Source organism: Micromonospora cathayae (assembly GCF_028993575.1).
Taxonomy (GTDB): domain Bacteria; phylum Actinomycetota; class Actinomycetes; order Mycobacteriales; family Micromonosporaceae; genus Micromonospora; species Micromonospora cathayae.
In genome coordinates this window covers 5,251,864-5,269,845 of the sequence record NZ_CP118615.1, presented here as the reverse complement: position 1 = coordinate 5,269,845, position 17,982 = coordinate 5,251,864, and the positions used below count along the sequence as shown (strand labels likewise).

Below are 17,982 nucleotides of genomic sequence, written 5' to 3'. Positions count from 1 at the left end.
CCCCGCCCGGCGCACCGCCGGTCCACCAGAAAGGGATGAACCCATGTCTCCGCCCCACCCGACGTTCCTCGACGGCGTCAAGAGCGCCTGCACCGGTGACGCCGGCACCCCGTTCGTGCTGATCGGCAACTTCGAGGTCGAGGACGAGTGGGCCCGCGACGAGGTCGGCCTGCCCACCGTCGGTGGTCGCGCCTCCACCGCCATCGTCAACCGGATGGACGAGTTCGCCGTGCTGCTCGCCGGCCCGGGCGACCACGTCGTGCTGAAGTCCGCCCCGGACCCCGACTACCTGGCCTGGCTGGCCGCCATCGGCATCGACCTGCCCACCATCCTGCTCACCGACCGGTCCGACCCGGCCGCCACGGTCAGCGAGGACGCGCTGCGCTCCCCGAACCTCCAGGCCGCGCTGCGCGAGCTGGCCGGGACCGGGGCGCACCTGCTGCCGCACGGCCAGTCCGCCCTGGAGGACCAGCTCTGCGCGTCGACCGGCCTGGCCCCGGCGCTGCCGCCGGTGCCGGTGGTCAAGGCGGTCAACAGCAAGATCTACAGCCGCCGGGTGGCGAAGGAGCTGGGCCTGCCGCTGGCCACCGGCTGGGAGTGCGAGACCGTCGCCGAGTTCGCCGCCGCCGCCACCGAGGCCGCCGTGTCGGTCGCCGCCGGCCGGAAGGTCGGCGTCAAGGACGCGTACGGGGTGTCCGGCAAGGGCATCGTGGTGGTCGAGGACCCGCGCCGCCTCGACCAGCTGGTCCGGATGGTGGCCCGCCGCGCCGACAAGACCGGCGACCAGCGGATCTCCCTGGTCCTGGAGGAGTGGGCGGACAAGGCCCTGGACCTCAACTACCACTTCACGGTCGGCCGGGACGGCAGCGTCCGCTTCGACTTCGTCAAGGAGGCGCTGACCGAGAACGGGGTGCACAAGGGACACCGCATCCCGGCCCGGATCTCCGCCGCGCACGCCGCGCAGCTGATGGACGCCGCCGACCGGCTCGGTGCCCGGCTGCACGCCGACGGCTTCCACGGCGTGGTCGGCGTGGACGCCATCACCACCACCGACGGCGGCCTGCTGCCGGTACTGGAGATCAACGCCCGGAACAACATGTCCACCTACCAGACCGCCCTCCAGGAGCGGTTCATGGGCCCGGACACCGTCGCCCTGGCCCGCCAGTACGACCTGAGCCTGACCGCCCCGGTCGGCTTCGCCGCGCTCCGCGACCAGCTCGGCGACCTGCTGTTCGACCCCGCCCGGGGTACCGGCCTGCTGGTCAACAACTTCGCCACGGTCAACGCCGCCGCCCCCGGCCCGGACGACGACCCGCGCCCCTTCGCCGGCCGCCTCTACGGCCTGCTGCTGGCCCGCTCCGAGCAGGAGCTGACCGACCTCGACACCGCCGTGGTGGCGACCGTCCGGAAGGAGACCGTCAATGTCTGAGTCGACCTCGGTCGGGGGTGTCCCGGTCACCGAACTCGTCGAGCGGTACGGCACCCCGCTGTACGCCTACGACGGCGGCGTCATCGAGGCCCAGTTCCGCGGGCTGCGCGACCGGCTGCACCCGGCGGTGGAGATGTTCTTCTCGCTGAAGGCCAACCCGAACGTCAGCATCTGCGCGCTGCTGCACTCCCTCGGCGCCCGCGCCGAGGTGTCCTCGATGACCGAGCTGGTCACCGCCCAGCGGGCCGGCGTACCGGCCGACCAGATCATGTTCCTCGGCCCCGGCAAGAGCCACCACGAGCTGACCGCCTGCCTGAAGGAGGAGATCACCCTCATCTGCGAGTCCTTCGGCGAGCTGGCGCTGATCGACGAGCTGGCCGAGGGGCTGGCCACCACCGCCCGGGTGGTGCTGCGGGTCAACCCGAGCTTCGCGGTCAAGGGCAGCGGCCTGACCATGGGCGGCAAGCCCCGCCAGTTCGGCATCGACGAGGCCGCCCTGCTGGACGCCCCCGACCTGGCCGGGCGGCACCGCAACATCCGGCTGGTCGGCTTCCAGGCGTACATGGGCACCCGGTTCCTCGACGAGGCCATGATCGTCGAGAACACCACCCGGATCCTGGAGCTGGCCGAACGGCTCGGTGACCACCTCGGCGTACCCCTGGAGGTGGTGGACGTCGGCGGCGGCCTCGGCGTGGCGTACTTCGCCGGCGAGCGGGACCTCGACCCGGTGGTGCTGACCGACCAGCTCAACCCGGTCTTCGCCGCGTTCCACGACCGGCACCCGGACACCCGCCTGGTGATGGAGCTGGGCCGCTACCTGGTCGGCCACAGCGGCACGTACGCGGTGCAGGTCCGCTACGTCAAGGAGTCGATGGGGGAGCGGTTCGCCGTCGCCGACGGCGGCACCAACCACCACATGGCCGCGGTCGGCATCGGCTCGTTCGTCAAGCGCAACTTCCCGATGAGCCTGATCAACCGGGACAGCGCCGCCGAGCCGGTCAAGTGGAACGTCACCGGCCCGCTGTGCACCCCCAACGACACCCTCGGCAAGGCCGTCGAACTCCCCGCCGACCTGGCCCCCGGCGACGTGGTCGGGGTGGCCCGCTCCGGCGCGTACGGCCCGACCGCCTCGCCGGTGTACTTCCTCAGCCACGGCTACCCGGCCGAGGTGCTGGTGCACGACGGCCGACCGCGCCTGATCCGCACCCGCGACGACGTGGCGAGCATGCTCGCCGCCCAGATCCTGCACGACTTCAACTGACACCCCCCTCTTCCGAGAAAAGGCAGGTACCTCCGATGACCGTCACCGCCCACGACACCGCCAACGCCCAGATCGTCTCCGCCATCGTCGTCGCCCTCGAGGAGGTGCTCGGCCAGGAACTGACCGACGTCACCGAGCAGACCCGCCTCTTCGACGACCTCAGCCTGGACTCCACCAGCGTGCTCGGCCTGCTGATGGCCCTGGAGGACGCCCTGGACATGCAGGTCGACCCGGAGGGCCTGGAGCAGTCCCACCTGGAGACGGTCGGCTCGCTGGCCGCCTTCATCGCCGAGAGCCGCTGACCGGTGCCGGTCCTGCGGCGGCTCGGGGGGTCCACCGGTCCGGTCGCGCCAGGTGACGCGGCCGGACCGGCCCTCGAACGCATCGTCGGCTTCACCTTCGCCCCCGACCCCGGCCCCGCGCCCACCGCCGAGGAACGCAAGCCGTTCGTCGACCACATGGAGTCGCTGTACGGGCCGCTCGACGACCTGTCCTGGCTCACCGAGGGGGCCCGGGTCAGCTACCACGACATGGTCCGGACCGTGGTCGACGACCTCGGCCCGGCCCTGACCGACGTGGACCTGGTGGTCACCGTGGACGCCACCCCCGACTGCCGGCACCAGAGCTTCCCCGGTGCGCTGCTCACCGAACTGCTCCCCGGTGACCCGCTGATGATGGGCGTCACCGAGCAGGGCGTGGCCGGCCCGTTCACCGCGCTGCGCATCGCCCACCAGCAGCTGCGGGCCGGGCAGGCCAGGCGGGCGCTGATCCTGGTCATGGAGCAGTCCACGCTGCCGCCGGGCGGCACCCGGCCGGCACACGACGTGGCGGTGGCGCTGCTGCTCGGCCCGGACGGCACCGTCGCCGTCGACGCGCCGACCCTGGTCGTGACCCGTACCGGCCCCGGCCCGGCGGACCTTTCCACCGCCGCCCGGCCCGGCGCGGACCTGCCCACCGAGGACCGTGCCGGCGCGGACCTGCCCGAGGTCGACCTGATCGTCGCCGGGGCCGGCCCGGAGAGCGTGCCGGCCGGGGTGCCGGTGCGGCACGCCCCCACCGGCCACCCGTGCGCCGGGGTGTGGCTGGCCCTGGCCGACCTGCTGGCCGATCCGCACCGCCCGGCCGGGCGGGTGCTGGTCACCGACCGCGATCCGGTGCTGCCGTACCGGTGCGCGGTCACCCTCACCCTGCCGGCGGACCGCCCGGAGACCCCGGCGCAGCACACCGTCGGGCGGGGCCGACCGGTCACCGTCCGCGCCGACCACGGCCACCCGGCCGGGCCGGCCGGACCACCCGGTGCCGCCGACGGCGCGGCCCGCCCCCGCCGCACCCGGGAGCTGGTCCGATGACCGTCACCGTCACCCCGCCGCCCGGCCCCGCCGGGACGACCCGGCCCACGGCCACGCCCGGCACCGTCCCGACGGGCCGCGCCGACGCGGCCCGACCGACCCGTGCCGGCAGCGCCGACGGGCCGGGGCCGGTCAGCGGCACCCGGACCGGCGATCCGGCCGGCACCGTCGACCCGCGGCGGGCGGCCGGCGCCTCCGACCCGGCCGGCGGCGTCGACCCGCGCCGGCACCGGTTGGTCGCGTACACCGACGGGCCGGCCGCCGCGCTCACCGCCCTGCACGCCGCCACCAGCCCCGCCGTCCTCCCGGTCGGGCCGGGCGGACACACCCTGCTCCCGGCGGACGTGGACGCCACCTGCGACCGGTACACCACCCCGGCCGGCCCCCGTCCCCGGGACGGCGCCGGGCCGGAACTCGGCCGGATCGGCGACCTGGTCGCCCGACGGTTCCCCGACGGCGGCCCGGCCGGGCCGGACTGGACCACCGGCGTCGCCTGGATCCGGCTGGGCCTGGCCGAACGGCTGCTCAACCGGGCCGCCGCACACCTGCGCGGCCGCAGCGTCGCCGGCACCACCACCCTCAACCTGCCCATGGTGCGCGGCCTGGTCGCCGACGCCGCCGCCGGCATCGCCGAGGCCCGCGCGCTGCTGGACACCGACCCGACCCCGCTCGACCTGACCCGGGTCCACCAGAGCCTGGACGAGGTCGGCCGGACCTGCCTGCACCTGTTCGGCGCGGCCGGCTTCCTGGCCGACGGGCCGGGCGGCGAAGCGCGCGTCTCCGAGCTGCTGGCCGACACCTACCCGCCGCCGACCGCACTGGAGGCGACATGACCGACGACGTGCTCCCCGCCCTGCGGGCCCGGGCCCGCGAGTACGCCGACACCCTGCGGGCCACCGCGCTGGACCTGGACCGCGACCCCTCCCTCGCCGGCACCGTCCTGGACGGCGCGCTGCCCTGGCGGCAGCTCGTCGGGCTGCCCGCCGCGTACAACGCGGACCCGCTGCGGATCGCCGGCCGTCCCGTCCTGCTCGACAGCGCCGTCGAACAGGTCACCGTGCTGGAGGAACTGGCCCGCGCCGACGCGGGCGCGGTGCTGGCCCTGCCCGGCCCGTCCATGTCCGGCTTCGTGATCAGCGAACTCGCCGACGACGACCAGGCCGACCGGTACTGGCAGGTGGTCGCCGACGGTCCCACCTGGACGTTCTTCGGGATGACCGAACCGGCGCACGGCTCCGACCCGAACAGCATGGGCACCACGCTGCGCCCCGACGGCGACCGGCTGCTGCTCACCGGCACCAAGCGGTACGTGGGCAACGGCGCCCGCGCCCGCATCGGCGTGGTCTTCGCCCGCCGTAACGCCGGCCCGCTCGGCGTGGTCGCCGTGCTGGTCGACACCGGCCGGCCCGGCTTCACCGGCGTGCCGCTGTCCACCCTCGGGCTGCGCGGCCTGCAACTGAGCGAACTACGGATGACCGACCTGCCGATCGACCCCGCCGACGTGCTCGGCCGGCACCGCTCCGCCACCCGGCAGGGCATGTGGGCGGCCACCCGCACCTTCAACCGGTACCGGCCGGTGGTGTCCTGCCTCGCCCTCGGCGTCGCCCAGGCCGGCTACGACTACCTGACCACCGCACGCCGACGGTTCCGGGCCGACGAACGGCACCAGCTCGACGACTGGGCGCAGCGCCTCGCCGGCACCCGCGCCCTGGTGCTGGCCGCCGCCCGCGCCGCCGACCGGAACCCGGCCGACGGCACCCTCGCCTCGGCGGCGAAGATCCGGGCCACCCGGCTCGCCGAGGAGGTCACCACCACCGCCGCCCGGCTGCTCGGGCCGGGCGCCCGCTGGGAGCACCCGCTGCTGGACAAGCTGGTCCGCGACGCGCGGGCCTTCGAGTTCATGGAGGGCACCGGCAACATCCAACGCCTCACCCTGGCCCAGGGCTACCTGCAGGGGCGGCTCGGCGACGCGAGGGCGGCCTGAGGTGGGGCGGGTGGGCTGCCGGGCCGGCCCGACGCTCCTCCCACCGGTCGTCGACCCGCCACCCGGCGCGGACATCTGGCGCATCGGCCTCGACGTGGACGCCGAGACGACCCGCCTGGTCACCGCGCTGCTCGACGCCGACGAACGGCGACGCGCCGCCGACCTGCGCGACCGGGTGGCCGCGCAGCGCTTCGTCGCCGCGCACGGCGCGCTGCGCACCGTCCTCGGTGGGTACCTCGGCGTCGCCGGGTACGCGCTGCACTGGGCCCGGGGACCGAACGGCAAACCGGCCTTCGCCGGCCCGTGGCGGCAGTGGCGGTGGAGCCTCAGCCGCTCCGGAGGGCACGCCCTGCTCGCCGTCTGCCTGACCGGACCGGTCGGCGTCGACCTGGAGGAGATCCGGGACGGCACCGACGCGGTCCCGCTGGCCGAACGGTTCCTCCCCCCGGACGAGGCCGCCGTCGTCGCCGGCCACGCCGATCCGGCCGGGCAGCGGGCCGCGTACCACCGGTTCCTGTCCAGAAAGGAGGCCTGCGTGAAGGCCAGTGGCGGTCGGTTCCTGGAGGGCCTGCGGCTCAGCGTGCTGGTACCCGGCGTGGTGGAAGGAGCCGGCGCGCTGGCCGGCCAGCGCTGGACGCTGCGGGACCTGCCCGCACCACCGGGGTTCGTCGCCGCGCTCGCCACCACCGGCGACCGGCCGGGCCGGCTGCGGCTGTTCGAGTGGGACTGGTCCGGACGGGCCGAAGGTGCCGCTGTGCTGCCCGATCAACCGCCGGGGGAGCGCCCGGGGAATCCGTACCGTTTCGGGCACGGCAGTCCGGTCCTGTCCAGCGGCCAGAGGGGGAACCGATGAGGTGTCACCCGATCACCGGTGGACGCGCCTACCGGCCGGCCGGCGTACCGGGTCGTACCCGGGCCCGTCCCGGACCTCCGACGGCCGTACCCGACCCGGCACCGCCCCGCCGGTCGGGTACGGCGTCACCCGCCCCGGACGGCGTCCACGGGCGCTGTCCGGGCGCGGGTCCGGCTGTGGACGCGGTCCGGGTCCGGTTCGTCCCGTCGGACGTGCCCGTGCTGACCAGCTGCCCGGCGGACCGGACGGCGGCCATCCACGGGGCCGCCGAGGCGCTGGCCCGGCTGGGTCGCTCCCACCTGGGCGGCAACCTGGAGGTCACCGCCGGCGCCCGGACGCCGCTGGCCGACGAGCGGCTCGCCGCCGCCCGCGCGGTGGAGAACGTGCTGCGTGGTGGCTGCGGCTCCGTCCAGGTCCCGCCGCCGCGACGCTGGCCGGCCACCCCGGGCTGTGCCGGCTCCGGCGGCTGCCCCTGCCCGACGATCCCCTGACGACACCGCACGGAGCCCGGCCAGGGCTTCCCCAGTGAGAGGCACACCGATGACACCTGCTGACACGTCCGCCCCGGCCGGCGCGCGGGCGGCGATCCAGTGGCGGAAGGTCATGACCCTGACCGCCAGCCAGGCCCTGTCGCTGACCGGGGACTACGTCCTGCTGGTGGCGCTGGGCTGGACCGCCGTGCAGCTCGGTGGCGCGGGCGCGATCACCACGTTGATGCTCGCCGGTACGCTTCCCCGGGCGCTGACCCTGGTCTTCTCCGGCCCGGTCACCGACATGCTCGGGCCCCGTTTCGTGCTGCTGCGTACCACGTCGGCGCGGGCGCTGCTGCTCGCCGCCGGGGCGGCGGTCACCCTGACCACCGGCTGGTTCTGGCCGCTGGTGGTGATCGCCGCCATCGAGGGGGTGCTGCTGGGCATGGGCAGCCCGGCCAGCCAGAGCCTGATGCCCCGGCTCGCCGAGGGCGACCAGTTGGCCCGGGCGAACTCGCTGTCGGCGATGGTGACCCGGCTCGCGCCGATCGTCGGCGCGCCGATCGGCGCGTGGATGATCGCCACCGGGGAGCTGTGGGTCGCCATGGCGGCCGTCTCGGTCACCTGCGCGGTCTCCTTCGTCGGTGTGTTCGTGGTGACCCGGGGGATGGCCGGCGGCACCCGGACGCCGGGGGAGAACATGCTGCGCCGCTCCGGTGACGGGCTGCGCCTGCTGCGCTCGCAGGCCCGGCTGCGCTGGCTGTTCATCTGCGCGTTCTGCCTGGACATGGCGTTCGGCTGGCCGATCGACGTGGCCCTGCCGCTGCTGGTCGACGGCCGGGGCTGGGGCGTCGGGTCGGTCGCCGTGGTGGTGGTCGCGTTCAGCGCCGGCGCGCTGTTCGCCGGCACCATGGGCGCCCTGCTCGCGCACCGCATCCCGCTGCTGGTCCGGCTCGTGTTCAGCGGGGTCGGTATCGGCGTCGGCATCCTGCTGATGGCGTTGATGCCGTCGGTGACCACCCTCGCCGCGGTGGGCGCCGGGGTCGGTTTGATGGCCGGCCTGAACGGCCCGGCGATCGTCACCGTCTACCAGCAGGCGTCGCCCCGGGCCCGGCTCGGCACCGCGATGTCCATGCTGACCCTGGCCAGCATCGGCACCACCCCGGTCTCCATCGTGGCCTTCGGGGCGCTCTCCGCGGTCATCGGGGTGACCGCCACCTGGCTGGTCTGCGGCGTGGTCGCGCTGGCCGCACCGGCCGCCGCGCTCATGGCGCTGCGGCAGCCGGTGCCCGCGACCGACGCCGCGGAACCGGCCACGCCGGCCGATGCCACGCAGTCCGCCACCCCGGCCGGCTCCGCGCAGTCCGCTACGCCGGCTGGCTCCGCGCAGCCGTCGGCGGCGGCCGGGGATGCGGATGCGTCGCCGACGCAGGACGTCACCCCGCCGGCCCGGCAGGCGGTCACCGACCCGGCCCGGCAGGCGCTCGGCGAGCCGGTCCCCGCACCGGCCACCGCCCCCGGGACGGACGACGACACCGCCGGCACCGCCGAGCCCGTACGGGCCGGGCAACCGACACTGGCCGGGGCCGGACGGTCCGCCTGATCCCGCCTCAGCGCGCCGCCACCGTCGACGGTGGCGGCGCGCTGTCGTCCCCGCCCGGCCTCCCGGCCGGCCGGGGGCCGGTGGGACGGGCCGGCGGGGTGTGCAGCAGCTCGAACTCGGCCAGGACCCGTTCACCGTCAGCACCCGGAACACGCACGGCGCGGGATCCCGCAGGACCGGCCGGGCCGGGGCGCGTACGCAGTTCCGGTCCGGAGCAGGGCGGTGATGCCGTGCGCGTCGAGGAAGGTCACCCGGGCCAGGTCCACCACGAGCCGGATGGGACCGGGGCCGGTCGACCCGACCGACCAGCTCGGTGATCCGGTGGGCGTGCTCATGTCGACCTCACCCCGGACCGTGACGACCGTGACGCTGCCCTCGACGTCGAGGGAGCACGTCATGATCGCCTCTTCGAGCCGGGTGGGTCGCCCCGTGGTGCGAAGACGATCGGTCGACATGGCTGCTCCCGACGGTGGTACCGGTCAAGGGACCTCACCCGCGCGGCGGCGTGGCGAGGCTACCGGGCACCCGTCTTGACCCACATGCACGCTACCCAGCATCAGGGCCGCCGACACGTGCCGAAGCGCCGCAGGTCGACGCGATTCCCGGCGTCGGGTACCCGGCGGTGCCGACGGGACGGAGCGCCGCGCGCCGGGCGGATGCCGCCGGATCCGCGACGGGCGGACTCCGGTCCGACGCCCGCGACGGGCGGACGCGCGGCTGTCCGGCGTCCACCTGATTATCTCACGCGCGCCGTTCCGGGCTACCAGGGGTAGTGGGTTGCGCCGGTTTCGGTGACGGCTACCGTGCCCCGGCATGCCTGCTGCTGACGGGAGGTCCGGTCCGGTGGACGTCGATGTGGTGATCGTGGGTGGCGGCCCGGTCGGGCTGTTGCTGGCCGGTGAGCTGATGCTCGCCGGCGTGCGTCCGGTCGTGGTGGAGCAGCTGTCCGAGCCGAGTACCGCGGACAAGGCCAACGCCCTGATGGGGCAGGTTGTCCGCTTCCTCGACCACCGGGGCCTCTACCACTCCTTCGGGGGCCGCGACGGGCGGCCGCAGCCGGTTCCCGCGTTCCTGTTCGGTGCGCTGCCCCTGAAACTGTCCGGCCTGGCCGGACACCCCCTCCACGGTCTGCAGATCCGTCAGGCCCGCCTCGAGTCGCTACTGGACCAGCGGGCCCGGGAGCTCGGTGCGGACGTACGCCGCGGCCACCGGTTGCGGGAACTGCGCCAGGACGACGACGCCGTGACCGTGCACGTACAGGGCCCGGACGGCGACTACCAGCTGCGGGCCCGGTATCTCGTCGGTTGTGACGGTGCCCGCAGCGGGGTACGCGGGGCGGTCGGGGTGCCGTTCTCCGGCCGTACCGATCCGAGCGTCGTCTCCCGGGCCGCGCACGTGACCGTACCGGAGTCGTCGATCAGCGCCGACGCCGCCGCTGTCGTCCTGCCGAGCGGTGACCGGATCGGCCTGTACGCCTGGCACCGCACCGAACGCGGCGCGTACGTGGTGACGCCGCACCAACCCGGTGTGCTGATGGTGTCGGTGCTCGAGTGGGACGGGCCCCCGGTCAGCGACGAGATCCCGGTCAGCGTCGAGGAGGTGCGCGCCAGCCTGCACCGGGTCCTCGGCCGGGACCTGCCGCTTGCCGCGCCCGCCACGGCCGGCCCGCACCTGCTGCGCCGCCGGTACGCCGCCAACACCCGGATCGCGGACTCGTACCGGCAGGGCCGGGTGTTCCTGGCCGGCGACGCCGCCCACGTGCATCCCGCCGTCGGCGCGCCCGGACTCAACCTCGGGTTGCAGGACGCGGCCAACCTGGGCTGGAAACTGGCCGCGCAGGTGCACGGCTGGGTGCCAGCCGGACTGCTCGACAGCTACCACGCCGAGCGCCGCCCGGCCGCCGAACGGGTCACCATGCACACCCAGGCCCAGCTGGCGCTGATGGCCCCCGGCCCGGCGGTCAGCGCGCTCCGCCAGGTCGTCGCCGAGCTGCTCGACACCCCCGAGGTCACCGGACACCTCTCCGATCTGCTGGCCGGCGCGGACGTCCAGTACCTGACGCATTCCGGCACCCCACACCCGCTGGCCGGTCGGTTCGCCCCGGACCTCGATCTCCGGGTCGGGTCCCGCGACACCCGCCTCGCCGAACTCGCGCGTCCGGGCCGGCCGCTGCTGGTGGACCTCACCGACTCCGGCCACCTCGCCGACCTGAGCGGCCCGTGGCGCGACCGCGTCGACCTCGTCACCGCCCACGCACCGGAACCTCCCGCTGACGCCCTGCTCGTCCGGCCGGACGGCTACGTCGCGTGGGCCCTCGGCCCGGACGGCCCGGATCAGCTCCCCGAGGCGCTGCGAGCCTGGTTCGGCGAACCGCACGGTCCTGGCCCGCACGGCTGAGTCCCTCCTGCTGCGCCCGGCGGGCACGCCGGCCCGCTGCCGGTCCCGGCGGTTGCCGGATACCCGGTCGCCATGCCGCCCCGGGCCACGCGACCGCCGATCCGCTGCCGGCTCGATGCTTCGCAAGCGGTTGCGAAAGATGGAACGTCTTCCGGGGAGGGTGCGGGATCTGTCGGGTTCCGGTCGTCGTTCCCCGTCGATCGAGGGGCCTGATTCGCCGGCCCGGAAGCCCCTTCCGCCATCCTGTAGGTGGCACTGCCTGGCCCGCCGCCGACCAATCTGTTGCCGGCAGGTTTCGAGAATCTTGCTGCAAAGTCTTGCGAAGGTTGCAGCTGTGCTGCAAGGTTCTGCTAACACGGATGGCCGTCCATTCTCGCCAGTGCCTCTTCGACCCCGGAAGAAGGTCCCCGTCCCATGCCACGTCTGCGACCACCCCTGCGCTCCCGCGCCGGCCGCATCCTGCTCACCGCCGCCCTCGTCGCCACCGGGGTCGCCCCGGCGGTCGCGCTGACCCAGCCCGCGACCCCCGCGCGGGCCGCCGTCACCCTCAACGACAGCGAGGTGACGGCCAACCTGTGGGAGTGGAACTGGCCGTCCGTCGCCGCGGCCTGCACCAACCACCTCGGCCCGGCCGGGTACGGCGCGGTCCAGGTGGCCCCGCCGCAGGAGTCGGTCAGCCTCCCCAACAGCCCCGACGGCGTCCACCCCTGGTACGAGGTGTACCAGCCGGTGTCGTACAAGCTGGAGAGCCGGTTCGGCAACCGGCAGCAGTTCGCCGCGATGGTCACCGCCTGCCACAACGCGGGCGTGCGGGTGTACGTGGACGCGGTGGTCAACCACATGGCCGGGACGAACAACCCGGCCGGCTCCGTCGGGTACGCCGGCACCCAGTTCTCCGGGTACGGTTACCCGGCGGTGCCCTACGGTGACGGTGACTTCCACCGCCCCGGCGACAACTGCCCGACCAACGGCACCATCACCGACTGGAACAACGAGGCCCAGGTCACCAGCTGCGAGCTGCTCTCCCTGTCCGACCTGTACACCGAGAAGGACAGCGTCCGCACCAAGATCGCCAACTACCTCAACGACCTGATCGGCCTCGGCGTCGACGGGTTCCGGGTGGACGCGGTCAAGCACGTCAGGAAGGACGACTTCGCGGCGATCCTCGGCAAGCTGAACAACACCGTCGCGGAGGGCAAGCGCCCGTACGTGGCCCAGGAGATCTTCGACGGGGCCAGCAACCCGGCCCTGCAGGCGCGGGCCTTCATCGGCAACGGTGACGTGCTGGACTTCGCGTACGCCAAGGGCATCCGGTCCGCCTTCCAGGGCTCGATCTCGGCGCTGGCCAACGTGCCGAGCTGGAACCTCGACGCGCCGAGCGCCAACGTCTTCGCCATGGTCACCAACCACGACCTGGAGCGTGACGGGGTGGTGCTGTCCTACAAGAACGGCACCGACTACGTGCTGGCGAACTACTTCGCGCTGGCCTACCCGCACGGCAAGCCGTCGGTCTACGACAGCTTCACCTGGACCAACCGCAACCAGTCGCCGCCCGCCAACGGCAGCGGCTTCGTCACCGACACCGTCTGCGGCGCGGCCTGGACCTGCCTGAGCCAGACCACCGGCATCAAGGGCATGGTCGGCTGGGCGAACGCCGCCCGCCCGGTCAAGACCGTCTCCGACTTCACCACCGTCAACAGCAACGTCGTCGGCTTCCACCGGGGCGACCGGGCCTGGATCGGCATCAACGACTCCGGCACCGCCACCACCGCCACCTTCACCACCGGCCTGGCCGACGGCGAGTACTGCGACGTCATCTCCGGCACCGCCGGCGGCTCCGGCTGCACCGGCGGCCGGGTCACCGTCTCCGGCGGCCGGGCCACCGTGACCATCCCGGCCAACAACGCCGTCGCCATCCACGTCAACGCGAAGGCCACCCCGGGCGTCACCGTCGCCACCACCTTCACCGCCACCGCCGCGCTGACCGCCGGCCAGACCCTGCACCTGGTGGGCAACAACGCCGCGCTCGGCAACGGCAGCGCCGCCAACGCGGTCGCGCTCACCGGCAGCGGCAGCACCTGGACCACCACCGTCGCGCTGCCGGCCAGCACTGCGGTCGCCTACCGGTACCTGGTCAAGAACGGCAGCACCGTGGTCGGCCAGGAGGCCACCGACCGCAGCTTCACCACCCCGGCCAGCGGCACCGCGACCCGGACCGACACCTACGTCCCCGGCCCGGTCACCGACGACGTCGCCACCACCTTCACGGTCACCGCCACCACCGGCAGCGGCCAGGACGTGTACGTGGTCGGCAGCGTCCCGGCGCTCGGCTCCTGGGCCCCGGCCAGCGCGGTCAAGCTGACCGCCCAGGGCGGCAACGTCTTCCGGGGCACGGTCGACCTGCCGAAGTCCACGGCGGTGGCGTTCAAGTTCATCAAGAAGACCAGCTCGGGCGCGGTGACCTGGGAGTCCGGCGACAACCGGACCCTCACCACCCCGGCCAGCGGCACGTACGCGGTCACCGAGACCTTCCGGGGCGACACCGTCACCTCGGCGGTCGCCGCCTCGTTCGCCGCCACCGCCAGCACCTACTACGGGCAGAACGTCTTCGTGGTCGGCAACGTCGCGGCCCTGGGCGGCTGGAACCCGGCCAACGCGGTACCGCTCTCCTCGGCCAGCTACCCGGTGTGGCGGGCGACGGTGAACCTGCCGCCGAACACCGCGGTCGAGTACAAGTACCTCAAGAAGAACCCGGACGGCTCGGTCACCTGGGAGAGCGGCGGCAACCGGAGCTTCACCACCCCGGCGTCGGGCTCCCTCACCCGGACCGACACCTGGAGCTGACCGGACCCCCGACCGGCGGCACCACACTGGCCGGCCCCGACCTGCGGGGCCGGCCAGCGCCGTGGGGTGGGAACGGGGCCGGCAGAGGTTGACACGACTGAATGCCGGTTCGTACCGTCGGCGGGGAAAGCGCTTTCACCCTCCATCACCCCCACCCCCGGAGGTACGCCTTCATGCGTCCGTCCCGCCAGCGTCGGCTGGCCCTGCTCCTGGCGGCGGTGCTCGTCCCGGCCGCCGCGCTCGTGGTCGGGTTCACCTCGACCGCCTCCGCCGCCACCGTGTTCAGCGACGACTTCGCCGACGGCGACACCAGCGGCTGGTCCAAGTCCGGCGGCACCTGGGCCGTCGTCACCGACGGCTCGCCGGCCGCCCAACAGTCCAACGCCGGCAGCGAGAACGCCCGGCTCTTCGCCGGCAGCACCAGCTGGACCGCGTACACCGTGCAGGCCCGGGTGAAACCACTCAGCCTCGGTGCCACCGGCCACGTCAGCCTGCTCGCCCGCGCCTCCGGGTCGACCGTCCACTACCGACTCGCGCTGCTGTCCGGCAACCGGGTGCAGCTCCAGGCGGTCAGCGGCAGCTCGGTCACCGTGCTCGCCAGCGCCGCCCGGACCATCACCACCGGCACCTGGTACACCCTGGCCATCGACGTCACCGGCACCACCGTCCGGGGCAGCGTCGACGGCACGACGATCGGACAGGCCACCAGCAGCCTGGTCAGCGCCGGCCGGATCGGCCTGCAGACCGCGTACTCGTCGGCCTCCTTCGACGACGTGGTGGTCAGCACCGGCGGCACCACCCCGACCACCCCACCGGCGACCACCGCCCCGCCCACCACGCCCCCGGCGACCACCGCGCCACCGACCACCCCGCCGGCCACCACCGCGCCGCCGCCGGCCGCCGGCACCCTGTACGTGGCGACCAACGGCAACGACGCCAACCCCGGCACGCTGAGCCAGCCGCTGCTGACCATCCAGCGCGCCCACGACCTGGTCCAGCCCGGCGGCACCATCGCGGTACGCGGCGGCACCTACGCCCCGAGCGTCACCATCAAGATCCTCAAGGACGGCACCGCCAGCCAACCCATCACCCTCACCAGTTACAACGGCGAGCGCGTGATCATCGACGGCGAGAACATGCCGTACACCCCGGGCGCGGTCGACTCCTCCATCCCCCGACCCGACCGGGGCGCGCTGCACGTCGAGGGCGACTGGTGGCGGTTCGTCGGCCTGGAGATCGTCAACGGCCCGTACGGCATCTTCGGCCTGGACACCAACAACGGCCGGTACGAGCGCCTGGTCACCCGCGACAACTACGAGTCCGGCCTGCACATCCAGGGCGCATCGTCGAACAACCACATCATCGACCTGGACAGCTACGGCAACCGGGACCCGCGTAAGAACGGCGAGAGCGCGGACGGCCTGGCCATCAAGGAGGGCTCCGGCACCGGGAACGTGGTGCGGGGGGCCCGGCTGTGGCGCAACGCCGACGACGGCTTCGACGCCTGGCTGTTCCTGTCGCCCATCCTGATCGAGAACAGCGTCGCCTACGACAACGGCTACAACTACTGGAACCTGCCGAACTACACCGGGGACGGCAACGGCTTCAAGAACGGCGGCGGCAACGACCCGCGTCCGGCGGTCGCCCACACCACCCGCAACAGCATGGCCTGGGGCAACTCCGCCGGCGGCTTCATCGACAACGGCAACCCCGGCTCGCTGGTGTTCGAGCGCAACACCGCCTGGGACAACGGCAAGGCCGGCTTCGACGTGTCCCGGTCCACCTCGGTCGTCAACCGCAACCTGTCGGTCGGCAACGGCACCAATGTCTCGTTGGGCAACTCCACCGGCAGCAACAACTCGTGGAACCTCGGCGGTACGTGGACGTTCGTCAGCACCGACCCGGCCACCATCACCGGACCCCGGGCGGCGGACGGCTCCATCCCGACGTCGCCGTTCCTGCGGCCCACCAACGGCGCCGACGTGGGCGCCCGGCTCTGACCACCGTCCGACCCGGACTCCATCGACGCCTTCGTCCGGACGCCCCGACCCCGCCCGGGGTCGGGGCGTCCCCCGCTGCGGGCCGGTTCCCTCTACCGTGGCTGCCGGAGCGATGGACCTGCCCGAGGGAGAGCCGATGGTCGACCCGCGACGCGCCTGTACACCCGCCCGGCGATCCGGGTGGCCCGCCCGATGAGCCCGGCCGCGCCGCCCGTCGGCCGCACGGACGGACCGCCGCTGCCGGTGGTCGTCGTCGGGGCCGGCCCCACCGGGGTGACCGCCGCCCTGCTGCTCGCCGGGTACGGGATACCCAGCCTGCTGCTCGACCGGTGGACCGGGGTCTACCCGCTGCCCCGGGCGGTGCACCTCGACGACGAGGTCTACCGCATCCTCCAGCAAGTGGGGGCGCACCGGGCGTTCGCCGGGATCTCCCGGCCGGGGGCGGGCCTGCGGCTGCTCGCCCCGGACCACCGGGTCCTCGCCGAGTTCCGCCGGGACGCCACGGTCGAGGCGCATGGCCACCCCCAGGCCAACATGTTCGACCAGCCGGAACTGGAGACCCTGCTGCGCCGCCGGGTGGCGGAGGAGCCGCTGGTCACCCTGCGCGGCGGCGTCGAGGTCACCGGCCTCGACGCGACCGACGACGGCCCGGTACGACTGCGGGTCACCGACTGGGACTCGGGGGAGCGGACCACCCTGACCGCGCGGTACGTGCTCGGCTGCGACGGCGCGAACAGCACCGTCCGGGACCTGGTCGGCGCGCGGCTGCGCGACCTCGGTTTCGCCCAGCGGTGGCTGGTCGTCGACGTGGACACCGACGCCCCGGTCGACGCCTGGGAGGGCGTGCACCAGGTCTGCGACCCGCACCGCGCGGCCACGTACATGCGGGTGGGCCCGCGCCGGTACCGGTGGGAGTTCCGGCTGCTGCCCGACGAGACGGCGGCCGAGTTGTCCGTCCCGTCGGCCCTGCACCGGCTGATCCGGCCGTGGACCGGGGACGTGCCGTTCGAGGCGTTCACCGTCACCCGCTGCGCGGAGTACACCTTCCGCGCCGGGGTGGCCGACCGGTGGCGGGTGGGACGGGTGTTCCTGCTCGGCGACGCCGCCCATCTCACCCCGCCGTTCATCGGGCAGGGCATGGGCGCGGGCCTGCGGGACGCCGCCAACCTGACCTGGAAGCTGGCGGCGGTGCTCGCCGGTGGCCTGCCGGACAGCGCGCTGGACAGCTACCAGACCGAGCGCGGGCCGCACGTCACGTCCCTGATCCGGCTCGCCACCGTGATCGGCCGGGCGATGACCGAGGGCGGCGAGGTCGGCAACGTGCTGCGTCGTCTGGTCGTGCCCCGGTTGGGCAGCCTGCTCGTGTTCCGGCGGAAGGCCCTGGACAGCGCCACCCCGGCGCTGCGCCGGTCGGTGCTGCGGCAACGCCGTACGGTGCCGTGGGGGTTGCCCGGCCGGCTCTGTCCGAACGCGCCACTGGCCGACGGCCGTCGGTTCGACGACCTGGTCGGTACGTCGTTCGCGCTGGTCACCGTCGGTCCGCTGGCGTCGGGGGCGGAGCGGGCGGCCCGACTGCGCGGCGTGGTGCCGGTGTCCGTCGCCGCAGGCTCGGTGCTCGGCCGGTGGTTGGCGCGGGGCCGGGCCGGCGCGGCGCTCGTCCGTCCGGACCGGACCGTGCTGGCCGCCGGCCACGACGTGTCCGCGCTCCTCGCCGCCGCCCCCACCCTCACCCCAGTCTCCTAGGATGCCCTACCGGGTGTGTCGGACCGGACGGGCGCACCCGGCGGACCGT

General features: G+C 74.1%; 14 protein-coding genes. 13 read left to right on the top strand and 1 reads right to left on the bottom strand.

Annotation, left to right across the window (positions count from 1 at the left end):
* Window positions 1–43: 43 nt before the first annotated feature.
* The 9 genes from PVK37_RS23605 (at window position 44) to PVK37_RS23565 (ending at window position 8,949) form a co-directional block, all read left to right on the top strand.
* Window positions 44–1,429: a preATP grasp domain-containing protein gene (locus PVK37_RS23605; RefSeq protein WP_275029931.1), complete on the top strand. Its 1,386-nt coding sequence runs from the start codon at window positions 44–46 to the stop codon at window positions 1,427–1,429.
* The gene (locus PVK37_RS23600; protein ID WP_275029929.1) at window positions 1,422–2,690 is read left to right on the top strand and encodes an alanine racemase; all 1,269 of its coding nucleotides are present in this window, start codon (window positions 1,422–1,424) and stop codon (window positions 2,688–2,690) included. The genes PVK37_RS23605 and PVK37_RS23600 overlap by 8 nt, the downstream gene beginning before the upstream one ends.
* 35 nt (window positions 2,691–2,725) lie before the next feature.
* Window positions 2,726–2,992, top strand: coding sequence for an acyl carrier protein (locus PVK37_RS23595; RefSeq protein WP_275029928.1), 267 nt, complete (start codon window positions 2,726–2,728; stop codon window positions 2,990–2,992).
* Between the two features lie 3 nt (window positions 2,993–2,995).
* The gene (locus PVK37_RS23590; RefSeq protein WP_275029926.1) at window positions 2,996–4,039 is read left to right on the top strand and encodes an RNA-dependent RNA polymerase family protein; all 1,044 of its coding nucleotides are present in this window, start codon (window positions 2,996–2,998) and stop codon (window positions 4,037–4,039) included.
* Complete coding sequence (locus PVK37_RS23585) at window positions 4,036–4,872, top strand: hypothetical protein (RefSeq protein ID WP_275029925.1); 837 nt, start codon at window positions 4,036–4,038, stop codon at window positions 4,870–4,872. The genes PVK37_RS23590 and PVK37_RS23585 overlap by 4 nt, the downstream gene beginning before the upstream one ends.
* Window positions 4,869–6,023 (top strand): acyl-CoA dehydrogenase family protein, encoded by a 1,155-nt coding sequence (locus PVK37_RS23580; RefSeq protein WP_275029923.1) that lies wholly within the window; start codon window positions 4,869–4,871, stop codon window positions 6,021–6,023. The genes PVK37_RS23585 and PVK37_RS23580 overlap by 4 nt, the downstream gene beginning before the upstream one ends.
* Before the next feature lie 10 nt (window positions 6,024–6,033).
* A complete protein-coding gene (locus PVK37_RS23575) occupies window positions 6,034–6,876 on the top strand; it encodes a 4'-phosphopantetheinyl transferase family protein (protein ID WP_275029922.1) in 843 nt (280 codons plus the stop codon).
* A gap of 176 nt (window positions 6,877–7,052) precedes the next feature.
* Window positions 7,053–7,367 (top strand): hypothetical protein, encoded by a 315-nt coding sequence (locus PVK37_RS23570; protein ID WP_275029921.1) that lies wholly within the window; start codon window positions 7,053–7,055, stop codon window positions 7,365–7,367.
* Between the two features lie 49 nt (window positions 7,368–7,416).
* A complete protein-coding gene (locus PVK37_RS23565) occupies window positions 7,417–8,949 on the top strand; it encodes an MFS transporter (protein WP_275029919.1) in 1,533 nt (510 codons plus the stop codon).
* A gap of 137 nt (window positions 8,950–9,086) precedes the next feature.
* Here PVK37_RS23565 and PVK37_RS23560 read toward each other — a convergent pair whose 3' ends face one another.
* A complete protein-coding gene (locus PVK37_RS23560; RefSeq protein WP_275029917.1) occupies window positions 9,087–9,404 on the bottom strand; it encodes an STAS domain-containing protein in 318 nt (105 codons plus the stop codon).
* Between the two features lie 358 nt (window positions 9,405–9,762).
* On the opposite strand from PVK37_RS23560, the gene PVK37_RS23555 reads away from it, so the two are divergent.
* The 4 genes from PVK37_RS23555 to mhpA all read left to right on the top strand — a co-directional run bounded on the left by PVK37_RS23555 (window position 9,763) and on the right by mhpA (window position 17,933).
* Window positions 9,763–11,346, top strand: a complete 1,584-nt coding sequence (locus PVK37_RS23555; protein WP_275029916.1) for an FAD-dependent monooxygenase — start codon at window positions 9,763–9,765, stop codon at window positions 11,344–11,346.
* Window positions 11,347–11,760: 414 nt separating this feature from the next.
* Window positions 11,761–14,190, top strand: coding sequence for a carbohydrate-binding module family 20 domain-containing protein (locus PVK37_RS23550; protein ID WP_275029914.1), 2,430 nt, complete (start codon window positions 11,761–11,763; stop codon window positions 14,188–14,190).
* A gap of 173 nt (window positions 14,191–14,363) precedes the next feature.
* Window positions 14,364–16,190 carry a right-handed parallel beta-helix repeat-containing protein gene (locus tag PVK37_RS23545; RefSeq protein WP_275029912.1) on the top strand — a complete coding sequence of 609 codons (1,827 nt, stop codon included), beginning with the start codon at window positions 14,364–14,366 and terminating at the stop codon, window positions 16,188–16,190.
* A 192-nt stretch (window positions 16,191–16,382) separates the two neighbouring features.
* Window positions 16,383–17,933: a bifunctional 3-(3-hydroxy-phenyl)propionate/3-hydroxycinnamic acid hydroxylase MhpA gene (mhpA, locus tag PVK37_RS23540; protein ID WP_275029911.1), complete on the top strand. Its 1,551-nt coding sequence runs from the start codon at window positions 16,383–16,385 to the stop codon at window positions 17,931–17,933.
* The last annotated feature ends 49 nt before the right edge of the window (window positions 17,934–17,982 follow it).